This window comes from Streptomyces sp. GbtcB6 (genome assembly GCF_019091475.1).
Classification (GTDB): Bacteria; Actinomycetota; Actinomycetes; order Streptomycetales; family Streptomycetaceae; genus Streptomyces; species Streptomyces hyaluromycini.
This window is the reverse complement of record NZ_JAGXJL010000020.1, coordinates 78,478-92,442: the sequence shown is the minus strand read 5'-3', so window position 1 is coordinate 92,442 and position 13,965 is coordinate 78,478. Positions and strand designations below refer to the sequence as shown.

The window sequence follows — 13,965 nt, the reverse complement described above, 5'->3', positions numbered from 1 at the left end:
CCGCTGAACTTCCCGGCTGCGGGCTGGCGGGTGTCGGTGCCGCTGAACTTCCCGGCTGCGGGCTGGCGGGTGTCGGTGCCGCTGAACTTCCCGGCTGCGGGCTGGCGGGTGTCGGTACCGTTGAACCTCCCGGCTGCGGGCTGGCGGGTGTCGGTACCGCTGAACTTCCCGGCTGTGGGCTGGTGGGTGTCGGTACCGCTGAACTTCCCAGCTGCGGGCAGTCGTGCCGCTGGGGCGGCACGGGTGGGCGCAGCGGCACCCCGCCGGCGCGGGCAAGCGAAACCCCCCGCGCCGGCCACACCCACCCCGCTGCTCCAGCGCCGGTGAGCGACACTCACCCCGCCGACACGAACCCCTCGTTCACGGCGCCGCCAAGCGCAACCCCACCCAAACGCCGCCACACCCGAAGGTGGCGCCGCACCACCCTCGCCGCCCTCCTCCTCGCCGCCGTGGTCCTCCCCCTCTCCGCGGCCGCCCGGCCCCAGATCCCCGCCCCACCCCCCGCCGCTCTCCCCACCCCCCTCACCCCGGCCGCCCTCGCCACCGCCTACGAGGCCAACCGCGAGAACGCCGCCGAAGCCGCCCGCATGGCCGCCGCCGACGGAGACGTCTCCCGCGCCGCCGCCGACCGCGCCCTCGCGTCCCCCTCCCGTCGCCTCCTCCGCTTCGACGCCAGAGGCGACGGCCAGGCCACCGAGGTCTTCGGCGACCTGCCGCACGCGACGCGTGTCGCCGTCCTGGTCCCCGGCTCGGACACCACCCTCGACACCTACGCCCGCTTCCGCACGGCGGCCGAGTCCCTGTACCGACGCCTCACCCACGAGGCAGCCGGCGACACCCGCACCGCGGTCATCGCCTGGCTCGGCTACCGGACCCCCGCCACGATCAGCACCACGGTCCTCACCCCGGGACGGGCCGGCCAAGCGGCCCCGCACCTGCGTGAGTTCATCCGCGAACTCCGCACCCTCACCGCCCCCGGGCCGGCGGCCGTCGCCCTCCTCTGCCACTCCTACGGCACGGTGGTCTGCGCCCGCACCGCCCCCGCCCTCACCGGCCTCGGCGTGACCGACATCGCCCTGGTCGGCAGTCCCGGCGCCGGCGCCGGCTCGGTCGCGGACCTGCACACCTCCGCCCGTGTCTGGGCGGCCAGAGGAGCCGACGACTGGATAGCCGAGGTCCCGCACCTCCGCGCCGACCTCTTCGGCACGACCGTCGGCCTCGGCGCCGACCCCGTGTCCGCGTCCTTCGGCGCCCGCGTCTTCGCGGCAGGCCCCGGCGGCCACAGCGACTACTTCACCCCGGGCTCGGCCTCCCTGGCCAACCTCGCCCGGATCGTCCTCGGCGAGACAACGGAGGTCACCCGTGCGTAAGCCGCCGACACCCCGCCTCCCCGACCGCATACGACACCTCGCCCAGCGCATCGACACCGCCACCCCACCCGACCGGGACCGTGCCGTCGACGCCCTTCGCGCGTTCGCGGTCCTCGGTGTGGTCCTGGGCCACTGGCTGGTCACGGCGCTGGTGGCGGACGGCGGCACGCTGCACACCAGCAGCCCCCTCCAGCATCTGCCGTGGCTGGCCCCGATCTCCTGGGCGTTCCAGACCCTGGCCGTGTTCTTCCTGGTCGGCGGCCACGTCGCCACCCGCAGCTATGCCACCGCCCAGGCCATGGGCACCCCGTACCACCGCTGGCTGGCGTCCCGTCTGTCCCGCCTCTTCAAGCCGGTCGCCGCACTTCTCGCCCTCTGGGCGATCGCGACCACCGCCCTCCTCCTGTCCGGCACCGACTTCACCACCGTCCACACCCTCGCCAAACTCGCCCTGTCCCCCCTCTGGTTCCTCGTGGTCTTCGCGGCACTGACGGCGGCGACTCCCCTCGTCACCCGGCTCAACCCCCTGTGGCCGCTGGCCGTCGTCCTCCACGTGGACCTTCTCCGCTTCGGCTTCGGCGCCCCGCCCGGCGTCGGCTGGGTGAACCTGGCGGCCGGCTGGCTGGTGCCGTACACCCTGGGTGCCGCCTGGACCCGCGGTGAACTGGACCGCCCGCGCGCCGGCTGGGTCCTGTTCATCGGCGGTACGGCGGCCACCGCCGGCCTCGTCGGGTGGGCGGGCTACCCGGCGTCGATGGTCGGTGTCCCCGGCGCGTCCGTCTCCAACCTCGACCCGCCCACCCTGGCCGCCGTCACCTTCGGCCTGGCGCAGTGCGGTCTGGCCCTGCTCCTGCGCGAGCGGCTGCGTCGCACGATGCGCCGCCCCCTCGCCTGGGCGGCGGTGGCCTTCGTGAACCTCTCCGCGATGACGATCTTCCTCTGGCACCAGACGGCCCTGATGGCGACCACGGCCACCGGCCTCCTGCTCGGCCACCTCCCCGGCCTCCACACACCCCCCGACGGCCTCACCTGGATCGCGGCCCGCCTCCTCTGGCTCCCGGCCTTCGCGCTGACGCTCGCCGTCTGCTGGGCGGCGTTCCACGCGTACGAGCGCGGCCGCCCCCGGACCCGCTCGCGCGTCGTCCGGACCCACCCCTCGTCCGATCGGGCTACACCGACGGGAGCCCGCCATGTCTAGGCTGGCCGCTGTGACGGAGACGGAGACGGGGACCGGGCGGCCGGAGTGGATCGGCCGCGTGCTGCGCTGGCTGCGGATACTCCGCGACGACCTGTGCACCGCCCGCCTCGACCCGCTGCCCCCCTCCGTATGGCTGCGCTGGCTGCCGCACGGCGTGCTGTGCCTGGCGGCGTTCGGCATCACGCTCGGCGGCATCGCGCAGCTCTCGGACAACGGGCATCTGGGTCCCGGTCTGTCCATTCCGCTCGGGCTCGCGCCGGGCTGCGCCGTGGTCCTCGCGATGTGGCGGCCCGTCCCGGCCTGGTGGCTGTCGACGGGGGCCATGCTGGTGGGCGCCGTCGCGCTGCACGGCCGGCTGGGCATGACCGCGCAGGCCCCTTTCACCTGGCCCTGGACCACGGCCGGGATCATCGCGCACCTGCTGGTCCTGCTGCTGCTCACGCTGCGGGTCCGCACCCGGGTGGCCGTCGAGGCACTGGCCGTGACCGTGGTGGTCACCTGGCTTCTCGACGGTGTCTGGGGTGGGGCGCCGCACCAGTCCACCTCGGTGGTGGCCGTCGTCCTGGCCGTGATCGTCGTGGCGCTCGGCACGGCGTTGCGAGGCCGCCGCGAGGCACGCGCGGAACTCGGCCGCCAGGCCTCGCTCACCGAGGAGGAGCGGGCCCGGCGCACCCTGCTGGAGGAGCGCAGCCGGATCGCGCGCGAGCTGCACGACGTGGTCGCCCACCACATGTCGGTCATCTCCATCCAGGCCCAGGTCGCTCCACACCTTGTGGAAAACCCTTCGGACGAGCTCCGGGAGAACCTCGACGGCATCCGGCACAACGCGCTGGAGGCGCTGACCGAACTGCGCAGAGTGCTGGGCGTCCTGCGCTCGGAGAGCCCCGACGAGGACGCGCCCGACGACTCCGGCACCGGCCCGCACAGCCCGCAGCCCACTCTGGACCGGCTGGACACGCTGGTCGAGAACACCAGGGCGGCCGGTCTGACCGTCACCGCCCGGATCAACGGCGAGCCGCGCCCCATGCAGTCGGGCGTGGAGCTGTCGGCGTACCGGATCGTGCAGGAGGCGCTGAGCAACGTTCTGCGGCACGCGCCGGGGGCGACCGCCCATGTCGAGATCGAGTACATCCCCTACGGACTTCTGGTGTCCGTCGCGAACTCCCGGCCGACACGCTCCGCACCGCCGTCGCCGGGCGCCGGGCACGGACTGCTCGGCATGCGGGAGCGGGCCGCGATGCTCGGCGGGTCGCTGACGGTCGGACCCCGGCCGGACGGCGGCTACCGGGTCTTCGCGGAGCTCCCGGCCGCCGCTCCCGGCGCCCGCCTGATACCCGGCCGTACCGCGGACCCCACCACCGGCACCACCCGTGCCCTCGCCCCGAAGGACGACCCCGCATGACGAGCAGCGGCAACCCCATCCGTGTGGTCATCGCCGACGATCAGCAGATGGTCCGGCAGGGCTTCACCGTGCTGCTGAACGCCCAGCCCGGCATCGAGGTGGTCGGCCAGGCGGTGGACGGCCTGGACGCGGTGGCCAAGGTCGCCGAACTCACCCCGGACGTCGTTCTCATGGACATCCGCATGCCCGAGCTCGGCGGCATCGAGGCCACCCGCCGGATCATCGGCGAACGCCCCCACATCAAGGTGCTGGTGCTCACCACCTTCGACCTGGACGAGTATGTGTACGAGGCGTTGCGGGCGGGCGCCTCCGGGTTCCTGCTCAAGGACGCGTCCGCGGACAAACTGGCGGAGGCGGTGCGGGTGGTGGCGGCCGGCGACGCGCTGCTCGCGCCGGTCATCACCCGCCGGCTGATCGCCCAGTTCTCCCAGCTGGACGGCGGCCGGGTGCGCGCCCCGCTGAAGTCGCGGGTCGGCGATCTGACCGAGCGCGAGACGGAGGTCCTCACGCTGATCGCCCAGGGCCTGTCGAACGCGGAGATCGCCGAGCGGCTGGTCGTCGCCGAGCAGACGGTGAAGACCCATGTGGGCCGCATCCTGGTGAAGCTGGGCCTCAGGGACCGCACCCAGGCCGCGGTGTTCGCGTACGAGTCCGGGCTGGTTCGGCCCTCCGGTTACTGACCGGTCTCCCGCTGCTCCTCGAAGTACCCGTAGTACCTGAGGAGGATGCCTGAGGACCCACCTCACTGGTGACGACGGCGAGCCCCGGCTGCGCCTACGGTCGATTACGTGACCGAGAAGACCCACACGCACTCGCAGCCGCTGCCGCCGGAGCCGCTGGACGGCGCGTTCGAACCGTACAAGCCGCGCAGCCCGGAGGTCCGGGCGGCGCTGGACGCCCTGCGCAGGCTGCGCCAGGACCTGTTCCAGGACGCCTTCGCCTATCGGCCGTTGCCCCCGATGAGCATGGACCGCCCGTTCATCCGCCATCTCCCCGTCCGGTTGCGGGAGTACGCCGTCTGGGCCCCGCATCTCGCGGTGGTCGCGGCCGGCGTGGCGGCGCTGCTGGCGTCCGTCACGGACCGGCCGCAGGGAGAGTTCGGGGCCCTGGTGGCGGGCCTGTTCGCGCTGGCGCCGGTGCTGCTCACGCTGGCGCGCCCGGTCGCCGCGTTCTGGCTGTCCCTGGTCGGGACCTGGGTCGGCGCCGTGCTGGGCAGCGCCTGGGACGAATGGCCCTGGGCGCCGGGCAGCTTCTTCTCCCACCTGGTGGTGCTCACGGTGGTCGCCGTCCGCACCCGCCCGCGGACGGCGGCCTGGATGTGGGTGATCACCGGGCTCTACGGCTTCGCGGCCCTCTCGCTCTTCGGCTCGGGCCACTACGGGAACAACGTCGCCCCGATGCTGGTCGCCTCCGCGATATCCATGCTCGCCGCCTCCGTCCGGCAGATCCGCCGGGAGGCCGAGCAGACGGTGACCGAGCAGCAGACGCAGACGGCGCACGAGCGTTCCCGGCGCACCCTGCTGGAGGAGCGCACGACGATCGCCCGCGAGCTGCACGACGTGGTGGCGCACCACATGTCGGTGGTCGCCATCCAGGCGGAGGCCGCCCCGTACCGTGTCGAGAACCCGCCGCCGGAGCTGGAGAAGGCGTTCGCCACGATCCGGGAGAACGCGGTGGCGGCGCTCACCGAACTACGCCGCGTGCTGGGGGTGGTCCGGGCGGAGGACTACGAGGCGCCGGACGCCCCGCAGCCCACCCTCGCGGACCTGGACGCGCTGCTCGGCAATGTGCGGGAGGCGGGCCTGACCGTCGACAAGGGGGTGACCGGCGCGGTCCGTGAACTGCCGCAGGGTGTAGAGCTGTCGGCGTACCGGATCGTGCAGGAGGCGCTGAGCAACACCCTGCGCCATGCGCCGGGAGCGAGCGCCCGCGTCGAGATCGGGTATGTCATCGGCGGCCTGGGCCTGCGCATTGTCAACGGCCCTGCGCCGCAGCCCGCCCTCATCAAACCGTCGCCCGGCGCCGGTCACGGCATCACGGGCATGCGGGAGCGGGTCTCCATGCTGAACGGCGAGATGACGGCGGCCGCCACGCCCGAGGGAGGCTACGAGGTGACGGTGTTCCTGCCGGTGACCACGACCAGCGGCGAAGGTGACGCATGACCGTCCGCACCATCCGCGTGCTGATCGCGGACGACCAGATGATGGTGCGCGAGGGTTTCTCCGTGCTGCTGAACGCGATGCCGGACATCGAGGTCGTCGGCGAGGCGGTCAACGGCCGCCAGGCGGTGGACCGCGTCCGTGAGCTCTCTCCCGACGTGGTCCTGATGGACATCCGCATGCCCGAGCTGAACGGCATCGAGGCGACGCGGGAGATCGTGGCCGCCGACGGCACGGCGAAGGTCCTGGTCCTGACCACCTTCGACCTCGACGAGTACGTCTACCAGGCCCTGCGCGCCGGTGCCTCCGGCTTCCTCCTCAAGGACGCCTCGGCCCGCCAACTCGCCGACGGCGTGCGGGTGGTGGCCGCCGGTGAGGCCCTCCTGGCCCCCTCGGTCACCAGACGCCTGATCACCGAGTTCTCGAAACTCTCCGACCCCCCGCGCCTGATGCCCGCGGCCCACGCGGCCTACGGCGACCTCACAGACCGCGAGACGGAGGTCCTGGTCCTCATCGCCCAGGGCCTGTCCAACGCGGAGATGGCCGAACGCCTGGTGGTGGCCGAGTCGACCGTCAAGACCCACGTCAGCCGCATCCTGGTGAAGCTGGGCCTCCGTGACCGCACTCAGGCAGCAGTGTTCGCCTACGAGGCGCGGCTGGTGACGCCGGGGTAGCACAGGCAGCGCACATGCCACGCGCACAGTCGTTATTGCGATTCGATCGCGGGCGGTACAGGTGTGGACACACTATGCGTAAGTTGTGTTTGAATGGTGAAGGAATCGGCCAGGTGGCTGATTCCACTCCCTCTTCCTTCTTTTCCCACTCCCGTTTCCCCGGCGGGAGCCGCAGCCGTCCCCTCCCCTCCCCGTCCCCGTTTCGCGCGAAGAAAGTTGCCGCGATGACCGCTGACGTGTCCGAGTTCCACTACGGCCTGGTAACTCCGATAGCCGCCTACCTGATGGCATTTCTGGGCTCCGTGCTGGCCCTGCGCTGCACGACCCGTTCGCTCGGCCGCAGGCGCGGTGAGAAGAGGCTGGGCTGGCTCGCCCTGGGCGCGATCGCCCTCGGCTGCGGCATCTGGACCATGCACTTCGTCGCGATGATCGGCTTCAGCGTGGGCGGCACGGGGGTGAGTTACGACGCGGGCAGGACGCTGCTGAGCCTCTTCGTCGCCATCGCGGTGGTCGCCGTCGGCGTCTTCCTGGTCGGTTACCGGGGTTCGGGCCCCGTCACCCTGGGCACCGCCGGCGTCATCACCGGTCTCGGCGTGGCGGCGATGCACTACCTCGGCATGAGCGCGATGAACACCGGCGGCACCGTGCACTACGACACCACGATCGTCGTCCTCTCCGTGGTGATCGCCGTGGTCGCCGCGACCGCCGCGCTCTGGGCGGCGGTGTCGATCAGAACGGTGTGGGCGACCGTTGGGGCCGCCCTGGTGATGGGCGCGGCCGTGTCGACCATGCACTACACCGGAATGGCCGCGGTGAGCGTCCACGTCGCCCAGATGCAGAGGGCCGAGTCGTCGACGAGCCTGCTGGCCTTCCTCCTGATCATGCTGGCCGGCCCGGTGGCGGCCCTGATCCTGGCCGCGGCGATCGTCATGTTCGACCCCGAGGTCGTGGGCGGCCAACGCGAATGGACCGACCCGACGCCCCCCGCCGCCATCCCGGCCCCGCCGCTCTGGCCCCCCACCGAACGCCCGCAGTCCCTGGCGGACCGGCGTTTCACGGGCTGACGCCGAGCGCTCGGAGACCGGCGTCACCACCGGCGAAGCGCACGGATGACACCTCCGGCACCCAGGGGGATCCGGGCGTACCGGACACCTTCCCTTCACCGCCCGCCAGCCGCTTTGAGCGGCTGGCGGGCGGCGGCGTGACCCGCTGCGGACGAGGGCTCACCCGAACGCGCGTACGTGTCGGCGGGGCATCGGTAGCCGGGCATGGTGAGGTGAGGCGGGCGGCGGGAACTGGGCCGGGACGCCGGCCGGCCGCCCGTCTCTTCCTTGCCGAGACGGGGAGCGTTCATGTACGGCGTACTCAGATCCGTTGCCGCGGCGGGCAGTGCCGCCTGTGCGCTGCTGCTGGGGCTGTCGTCGGCCCCGGCCGGCTCCGGGGCCGTGGCGGTGGTCGCGCCTCGTCCCCCGCGGGCGGCCGAGGACGTACGAGGCGGCGGAGACGGCACCCTCATCACCCGCCTGCGCACACCCCCTACCGGCACGTCGATCGCCTCACCCGCGCACGACACCCTCTTCGCCTGCAAAGGGGGGACCCTCACTCGACCCGACCGCCCGTGGATCGACGCGCACGGTGTGATCGACGTACTCAAGCGCCCGTTCGTGTCGGGGACCATGCACTGGCACAAGTACCTGAAGGTGACGACGACCGCGACCGGGAGGCGCTTCCAGGGCAACGGGCTCCCGGACCGTTCCACCGGGCGCTTCCCCGTCCGGAAGGGCACCCCCGCCTACAAGTACTACGCGGAGATTCCCGCGCACGGGTACCCCAACGCCGCCGCGATCCCCATCAAGTCGTGGAACCTCGACGTCACCGTTCCGCGCGATCCGTCTGTCCGGGCGCAGCCCACGTGCATCGACCAGCTGACGACCGGGATGGCTCTGGCGGGCGGCACCTTCCACCTGGAGGTGGCCACCGACGCGGAGGACCGACCGGTCGATCCCAACGCGGCCCTGCCGCTGGACCGCTGCTGGGGCCATCCGTACGACGCGCAGTACCACTACCACGGCCCTTCGCAGACCTGCTTCGGCAGCAAGTCCTCGAGGGCGTCCGGGCACTCACCGCTCGTGGGATACGCCATCGACGGCTTCGGGATCTTCGGGCCGCGCGGCGAGGACGGAAAGGTCGTCAGGAACAGGGATCTGGACGTCTGTCACGGTCACACGCACGTGATCATGTGGGACGGCAGGAAGACCGTCATGTATCACTATCACCTCAACGGGGAGTATCCGTACTCCGTCGGATGCTTCCGGGGGAAGCCGGTGACGGTCCCCGGGTCCGGGCACGGCTGGCACTGAAGGCTGGACCGCATAAGCCGGAGCAGACCCGGTGAAGGGCGAGCCCTCGACCTCAAGGCCGGTGACCCGGCTCTGCCACCCGGCTGAAGGGCAGGGCGCTCAGGGTCATCCCGGTCGCGCCGATCCACAGCGTGGCCGTCGGGCCGAACACCGAGCCCGAGGTGCCGCCGAGGAGGCCGCCCAGGGGGATGCCGCCCCAGGAGACGAAGCGGGCGGTCGCGCTCATGCGGCCCAGGAGCCGGTCCGGGGTGAGGGTCTGCTGGAGGCTCGACTGGGCGACCACGCGGATGACCCCGCCCAGGGAGAGGGCGGCGAGCCCGGCCGCGGCCACCCCCACGCTCCAGCCCGGCCGCGCCAGCGGCATCAGCGCGGTCGGCGGACAAGTCAGCAGCGGGGCCAGCCAGATGACCGTCCGTTGCCCGACCCGCCGCGCCACCTCGGCGGCCAGCAGCGCGCCCAGCAGGGCGCCGCACCCCATCCCCGACAGGATCAGGCCGATGCCGAAGGGCGAAAGCCCGATCACCCGCTCCAGGTAGACCAGCAGCATGGCCTGGTACAGGACCAGGAAGAGGTTGAACATCGCGTCCCCGAGGACGACGGCGCGCAGGGCGGGATGACCGAGGACGAACCGCAGGCCGACACGGATGTCCCGGCCCAGCCGCGGGCGTTCGCCCGTCTCCGGCCGCTCCTCCCGCCCGCGGATGCCGGTCGCGAGCAGACCCGACAGGGCCATCCCCAGCACACTCGCCAGCAGCGTCGCGGGGGCGCCGACCCCGCCGACCAGTGGTCCCGCGACCGCCGGGCCGCCGATGGCGGTCACCATGGGGGTACCTCCCACGCCCTTAAGGCAGTGGGGGAGGACCGCCGAGAGTCTCGCGTTTCCCTCGACGAGGCGGTCGCGGCCCACCAGGTGCGGCAGGTAGCTGACGTGGGCGACGTCGAAGAAGACGGTCAGCACGCCGTGGGTCAGAGCGACGGCACAGAGCCACCAGAAGGTGAGCCGGCCCGCCCACCAGGTCACCGGCACGGTCAGCAGGACCAGCGCCCGCGCGAGATCGGCACCGATCATCACGGGCCGTTTCCGTGTCCGGTCAAGCCAGGCGCCCGCCGGCAACCCCACGAGAAGGGAGCCCGCCGTGGTCAGCGCGGTCAGCAGTCCGACCTGGAACGCGGAGGAGTCCAGGGCCGTGATCGCGACCAGCGGCAGCGCCAGGAAGATGACGCGGTCGCCGAGTTGACCGAGGGCGGTGGCGGTGAGGAGGCGGCGGAAGCCGGGGTCACCCAGCAGGCCGGAGGAACGGCGGCGCATCTTCTACCGGTCCACCGCGAACTCGTAGACGACCTCCCGGCGGGCGTCCGGAATCACGATGTCGGCGGTCTCCACCGGCCGCCCGCCGGTGTCGTAGATGGTCCGCTCGATCGCGAGCACCAGGTCCCCGGCGGCGATCCCGAGCAGGTTCGCCTGCGCCTGGGTGGCGCGGGCCGGGCGCGGCAGCTCGACCACCGTGTCGACGTTCACCCCGATGGACCGCATGCGCTCGACCACCCCCCGGCCCGCGAGCGGCCCCCGCTCCGGCAGCACGACCGGGGTGCCGTCCGTGAGGTCCAACGGCTCCCAGGACTCGGAGAGCTGGACCGGCCGGCCGTCGGCGAGGAACTCGTAGTGCGTGCGGACGCAGAGAGCACCGGGGACGACGGCGAGCCGCTCGGCGATGTCCTCGGGGGCCGGGACCCGCACTTCGCTGTGCGCGTCCCAGGCACCCGCCCGGCCCCGCTCCGTCAGGGCGGCGAGCGAGCGTTCGCGGCGCCGGGAACGGACCATCCGCAGCCGCTCGCGCGGCACCCGCACGTACGTCCCCGACCCCGCCCGCCCTTCCAGGAGCCCGTCGGCGATCAGCAGGTCCATCGCCCGCTGTACGACGTTGCGCCCGACGCCGTACTCCTCGGCGAGCCGTGCCCGGGACGGCAGCCGGTCGCCGAGCCGCCACCCGTCGGCGACGATCCGTGCGCGCAGCGCCTCGGCCGTGGCCAGGTAGGGCGCTTTCCGGGGCATCCGCGGTCCTCCACTCTGTCGTTGCGGACGGAGTCGGCAAGCTACTGCCCCCGCCGAAAGCTGCTGGAGCAGAATCACGCTCCGTCGATCACTTCGGGCCCGGTGAAACCGCTCCGCCAATCGGGTGAAGCCCCAGCTCGCAGCCTGTTGGCGGGCCGCGCGCCCCCGCTACACCAAAGATCATGATCAAGCACCTGGAGCACGGTCTGACCGCCCTCGCGCTGACCGCTGTCCCCCTCCTCGTCACCGCCCTGCCCGTCCAGGCGACCGCGGTGCCGCAGTACTTCCAGATCAGCACGCACCTCAACGGCAAGTGCCTCGCCTCCAACGGCGACAACGTCGAGGTGCAGACCTGCAACGCCGGCACCGGCAACCAGCTCTGGTACTGGTCGGGCAGGAAACTCGTCAACAGCGCCGAACAGCACTGTCTGGATGTGAAGAACGGAGAGGTCAACGCCGCCGCCCAGGTCGTCGGCGACTGCCACGGGCTGGCCAACCAGCGCTGGTACAAGGACGGCAACTGGCTGCGCACCGAGGTCAACAACCAGTGCCTGAGCATCCAGAACAGCGGTGACCCGAGCGAGCACGCGGGCATCAACCTCCGCAACTGCGGCCCGTACGCCTGGCAGTACTGGAACCTGCCCAGCGCCTGAGCACTGAGACACCCCTGGTCAGGAAGGGGACCGGCGGTCTAACGTCCGTCCATGGCAGCCTTCGACCCCTGGGACCCGGACTTCCTGGCCGACCCGTACCCCTCCTACGCCGAGCTCCGCGCCCGGGGCCGGGTGCAGTACTTCGAGCCCACCGACCAGTGGCTGGTTCCGCTCCACGCCGACGTCTCGGCGCTGCTGCGGGACCGGCGGCTGGGGCGGACGTACCAGCACCGGTTCACGCACGAGGACTTCGGGCGGACCGCGCCCGCGCCCGAGCACGAGCCGTTCCACACGCTCAACGACCACGGCATGCTCGACCTCGAACCGCCGGACCACACCCGCATCCGCCGCCTGGTGTCGAAGGCGTTCACCCCGCGCACGGTCGAGCGGCTCAAGCCGTACGTGTCCCGGCTCGCCGGGGAACTCGTCGACGGGCTGGTGCGCAGCGGCGGCGGCGACCTGCTCACCGATGTCGCCGAACCGCTCCCCGTCGCCGTCATCGCCGAGATGCTGGGCATCCCGGAGGTGGACCGCGCCCCGCTCCGCCCCTGGTCGGCGGACATCTGCGGGATGTACGAGCTGAACCCGTCGGAGGAGACCGCGGCGAAGGCGGTCCGGGCCTCCGTGGAGTTCTCCGACTACCTGCGGGATCTGATCGCCGAGCGGCGCAAGGAGCCGGGCGACGACCTGATCTCCGGGCTCATCGAGGCGCACGACGAGGGCGACCGGCTCACCGAGCAGGAGATGATCTCCACCGCCGTCCTGCTCCTCAACGCCGGTCACGAGGCGACCGTCAACGCCACGGTCAACGGCTGGTACGCCCTCTTCCGCAACCCCGCCCAGCTTGCCGCCCTCCGCGCCGACCACTCCCTGGTCCCCACCGCGATCGAGGAGCTGATGCGCTACGACACCCCGCTCCAGCTCTTCGAACGCTGGGTGCTGGACGAGATCGAGATCGACGGGACCACGATCCCGCGCGGCGCCGAGATCGCCATGCTCTTCGGCTCCGCCAACCACGATCCGGCCGTCTTCGAGAACCCCGACCGCCTCGACCTCACCCGCCGGGACAACCCGCACATCTCCTTCAGCGCCGGCATCCACTACTGCATCGGCGCCCCGCTGGCCCGCATCGAACTGGCCGCCTCCATGACGGCACTGCTGGAACGGGCGCCGACCCTGACCCTGGCGGCGGAGCCGGACCGGAAGCCGAACTTCGTGATCCGGGGGCTGGAGGGGTTGCGGGTGACGGTGGGCTAGCCGTCGAGGCGGGAGAGCTGGGCGGAGGCCCAGATCCCGCTCCCCCCGAAGGCGGCGATGATCCCGCCGCCGACGAGTCCTGCACCGAGGCGGCGGCGGCGAGCATGCCGGCTGACCGTGCCTTCACAGAACCCCCTGCCGGCCTGTCGCTGACGTGCCGCTACGGCATGTCTATGACAGATTCGCACCGGCCGGGTGTCCGCGTCACGCCTCCTGCACGCTCGACGCCAGGCGCACGGCCGCGTCGACCTGCGCGTTCAGCTCCCCAAAATCATGCGGCCAGCCGTCGTACTTCACCCACAGCTCCCGGCCGCCCATCGCCGCCGACGCCACGTCCCCCAGGCCCAGTCGGTGTAGCTTCCGGTGGTGCACCCGTGCAGGCGACCGCTCCTCGGAGAGGCGGACCAGGATCGTCATGGGCTGATTGGAATCCGCCTCGGGGTCCCGGTGTGCGGAGCAGCTGATGCCCACCTCGACGCCGTCCCGGTGGCCCACGGCCAGCAGCGAGCCGCGAAAGAGCGGGCTCGCCGGCAGCTCCCACCCTTCCCCGTCGGTGGTGAACGCCGCCGGGTCGGTCTCGCAACGCCCCCCGTTGAGGCATGCCCAGGCGAGCAGGATCACGCGGCTGTTCTCCCGCCGGTCCGCGGCGCGCTCCTCGTCGCCCAGCGACATGGCGGCGAGCAAGACCCCGAACACGAATCCGGTGGCGGGGAGGGGCACCATCCACTGCCACGGCCATCGCAAGAACAACTCGACGACGAGGAGGAGCACCGCCGTGAACCCTCCGATGGCCGCGCCCATCAACAGCGTGTCCCGCGTATCGCGCGTAAGACGCATGT

14 protein-coding genes are annotated in these 13,965 nt (G+C 72.1%); 10 read left to right on the top strand and 4 right to left on the bottom strand.

Going from position 1 to position 13,965, the window contains the following annotated elements; genetic code table 11:
- A partial coding sequence (locus tag KVT45_RS30320) for a hypothetical protein (protein ID WP_217552311.1) occupies positions 1-338 on the bottom strand: 338 nt, incomplete at its 3' end.
- Between KVT45_RS30320 and KVT45_RS30315 the strand changes: the two genes are divergently transcribed.
- The 8 genes from KVT45_RS30315 to KVT45_RS30280 all read left to right on the top strand — a co-directional run bounded on the left by KVT45_RS30315 (position 324) and on the right by KVT45_RS30280 (position 9,163).
- Entirely contained in the window at positions 324-1,370 is a 1,047-nt protein-coding gene (locus tag KVT45_RS30315) for an alpha/beta hydrolase (RefSeq protein ID WP_217552310.1), read from the top strand. The two genes, KVT45_RS30320 and KVT45_RS30315, sit on opposite strands and share 15 nt — an antisense overlap.
- A gap of 28 nt (positions 1,371-1,398) precedes the next feature.
- Positions 1,399-2,568 (top strand): acyltransferase, encoded by a 1,170-nt coding sequence (locus tag KVT45_RS30310; protein WP_217552397.1) that lies wholly within the window; start codon positions 1,399-1,401, stop codon positions 2,566-2,568.
- Positions 2,561-3,970, top strand: coding sequence for a sensor histidine kinase (locus KVT45_RS30305; protein ID WP_217552309.1), 1,410 nt, complete (start codon positions 2,561-2,563; stop codon positions 3,968-3,970). Before KVT45_RS30310 ends, KVT45_RS30305 begins: the two co-directional genes overlap by 8 nt.
- A complete protein-coding gene (locus KVT45_RS30300) occupies positions 3,967-4,650 on the top strand; it encodes a response regulator transcription factor (RefSeq protein WP_217552308.1) in 684 nt (227 codons plus the stop codon). Before KVT45_RS30305 ends, KVT45_RS30300 begins: the two co-directional genes overlap by 4 nt.
- Before the next feature lie 108 nt (positions 4,651-4,758).
- The gene (locus tag KVT45_RS30295) at positions 4,759-6,132 is read left to right on the top strand and encodes a histidine kinase (RefSeq protein WP_217552307.1); all 1,374 of its coding nucleotides are present in this window, start codon (positions 4,759-4,761) and stop codon (positions 6,130-6,132) included.
- Entirely contained in the window at positions 6,129-6,803 is a 675-nt protein-coding gene (locus tag KVT45_RS30290) for a response regulator transcription factor (RefSeq protein ID WP_217552306.1), read from the top strand. Before KVT45_RS30295 ends, KVT45_RS30290 begins: the two co-directional genes overlap by 4 nt.
- 224 nt (positions 6,804-7,027) lie before the next feature.
- Positions 7,028-7,867, top strand: a complete 840-nt coding sequence (locus KVT45_RS30285; RefSeq protein ID WP_217552305.1) for an MHYT domain-containing protein — start codon at positions 7,028-7,030, stop codon at positions 7,865-7,867.
- 288 nt (positions 7,868-8,155) lie between these two features.
- On the top strand, positions 8,156-9,163 hold the full coding sequence (locus KVT45_RS30280) for a YHYH protein (RefSeq protein WP_217552304.1): 1,008 nt from the start codon (positions 8,156-8,158) through the stop codon (positions 9,161-9,163).
- A 52-nt stretch (positions 9,164-9,215) separates the two neighbouring features.
- Here KVT45_RS30280 and KVT45_RS30275 read toward each other — a convergent pair whose 3' ends face one another.
- Together KVT45_RS30275 and KVT45_RS30270 are read right to left on the bottom strand one after the other, a co-directional pair.
- The gene (locus KVT45_RS30275; protein ID WP_217552303.1) at positions 9,216-10,472 is read right to left on the bottom strand and encodes an MFS transporter; all 1,257 of its coding nucleotides are present in this window, start codon (positions 10,470-10,472) and stop codon (positions 9,216-9,218) included.
- A gap of 3 nt (positions 10,473-10,475) precedes the next feature.
- Positions 10,476-11,216 (bottom strand): GntR family transcriptional regulator, encoded by a 741-nt coding sequence (locus tag KVT45_RS30270; protein WP_217552302.1) that lies wholly within the window; start codon positions 11,214-11,216, stop codon positions 10,476-10,478.
- A 182-nt stretch (positions 11,217-11,398) separates the two neighbouring features.
- Here KVT45_RS30270 and KVT45_RS30265 point away from each other — a divergent pair, with 182 nt between their 5' ends.
- Positions 11,399-11,869, top strand: a complete 471-nt coding sequence (locus KVT45_RS30265; protein ID WP_217552301.1) for an RICIN domain-containing protein — start codon at positions 11,399-11,401, stop codon at positions 11,867-11,869.
- 51 nt (positions 11,870-11,920) lie between these two features.
- On the top strand, positions 11,921-13,126 hold the full coding sequence (locus KVT45_RS30260) for a cytochrome P450 (protein WP_217552300.1): 1,206 nt from the start codon (positions 11,921-11,923) through the stop codon (positions 13,124-13,126).
- Between the two features lie 204 nt (positions 13,127-13,330).
- Here KVT45_RS30260 and KVT45_RS30255 read toward each other — a convergent pair whose 3' ends face one another.
- Positions 13,331-13,963 (bottom strand): hypothetical protein, encoded by a 633-nt coding sequence (locus tag KVT45_RS30255; RefSeq protein ID WP_217552299.1) that lies wholly within the window; start codon positions 13,961-13,963, stop codon positions 13,331-13,333.
- Between the last annotated feature and the right edge of the window lie 2 nt (positions 13,964-13,965).

Excerpts from the sequence above, each read along its gene's own strand:
- KVT45_RS30305 (WP_217552309.1), top strand. The coding sequence starts at position 2,561 with ATGTCTAGGCTGGCCGCTGTGACGGAGACGGAGACGGGGACCGGGCGG.
- KVT45_RS30300 (WP_217552308.1), top strand. The coding sequence starts at position 3,967 with ATGACGAGCAGCGGCAACCCCATCCGTGTGGTCATCGCCGACGATCAG.
- KVT45_RS30290 (WP_217552306.1), top strand. The coding sequence starts at position 6,129 with ATGACCGTCCGCACCATCCGCGTGCTGATCGCGGACGACCAGATGATG.
- KVT45_RS30285 (WP_217552305.1), top strand. The coding sequence starts at position 7,028 with ATGACCGCTGACGTGTCCGAGTTCCACTACGGCCTGGTAACTCCGATA.
- KVT45_RS30280 (WP_217552304.1), top strand. The coding sequence starts at position 8,156 with ATGTACGGCGTACTCAGATCCGTTGCCGCGGCGGGCAGTGCCGCCTGT.
- KVT45_RS30275 (WP_217552303.1), bottom strand. The coding sequence starts at position 10,472 with ATGCGCCGCCGTTCCTCCGGCCTGCTGGGTGACCCCGGCTTCCGCCGC.
- KVT45_RS30270 (WP_217552302.1), bottom strand. The coding sequence starts at position 11,216 with ATGCCCCGGAAAGCGCCCTACCTGGCCACGGCCGAGGCGCTGCGCGCA.
- KVT45_RS30265 (WP_217552301.1), top strand. The coding sequence starts at position 11,399 with ATGATCAAGCACCTGGAGCACGGTCTGACCGCCCTCGCGCTGACCGCT.
- KVT45_RS30260 (WP_217552300.1), top strand. The coding sequence starts at position 11,921 with ATGGCAGCCTTCGACCCCTGGGACCCGGACTTCCTGGCCGACCCGTAC.
- KVT45_RS30255 (WP_217552299.1), bottom strand. The coding sequence starts at position 13,963 with ATGCGTCTTACGCGCGATACGCGGGACACGCTGTTGATGGGCGCGGCC.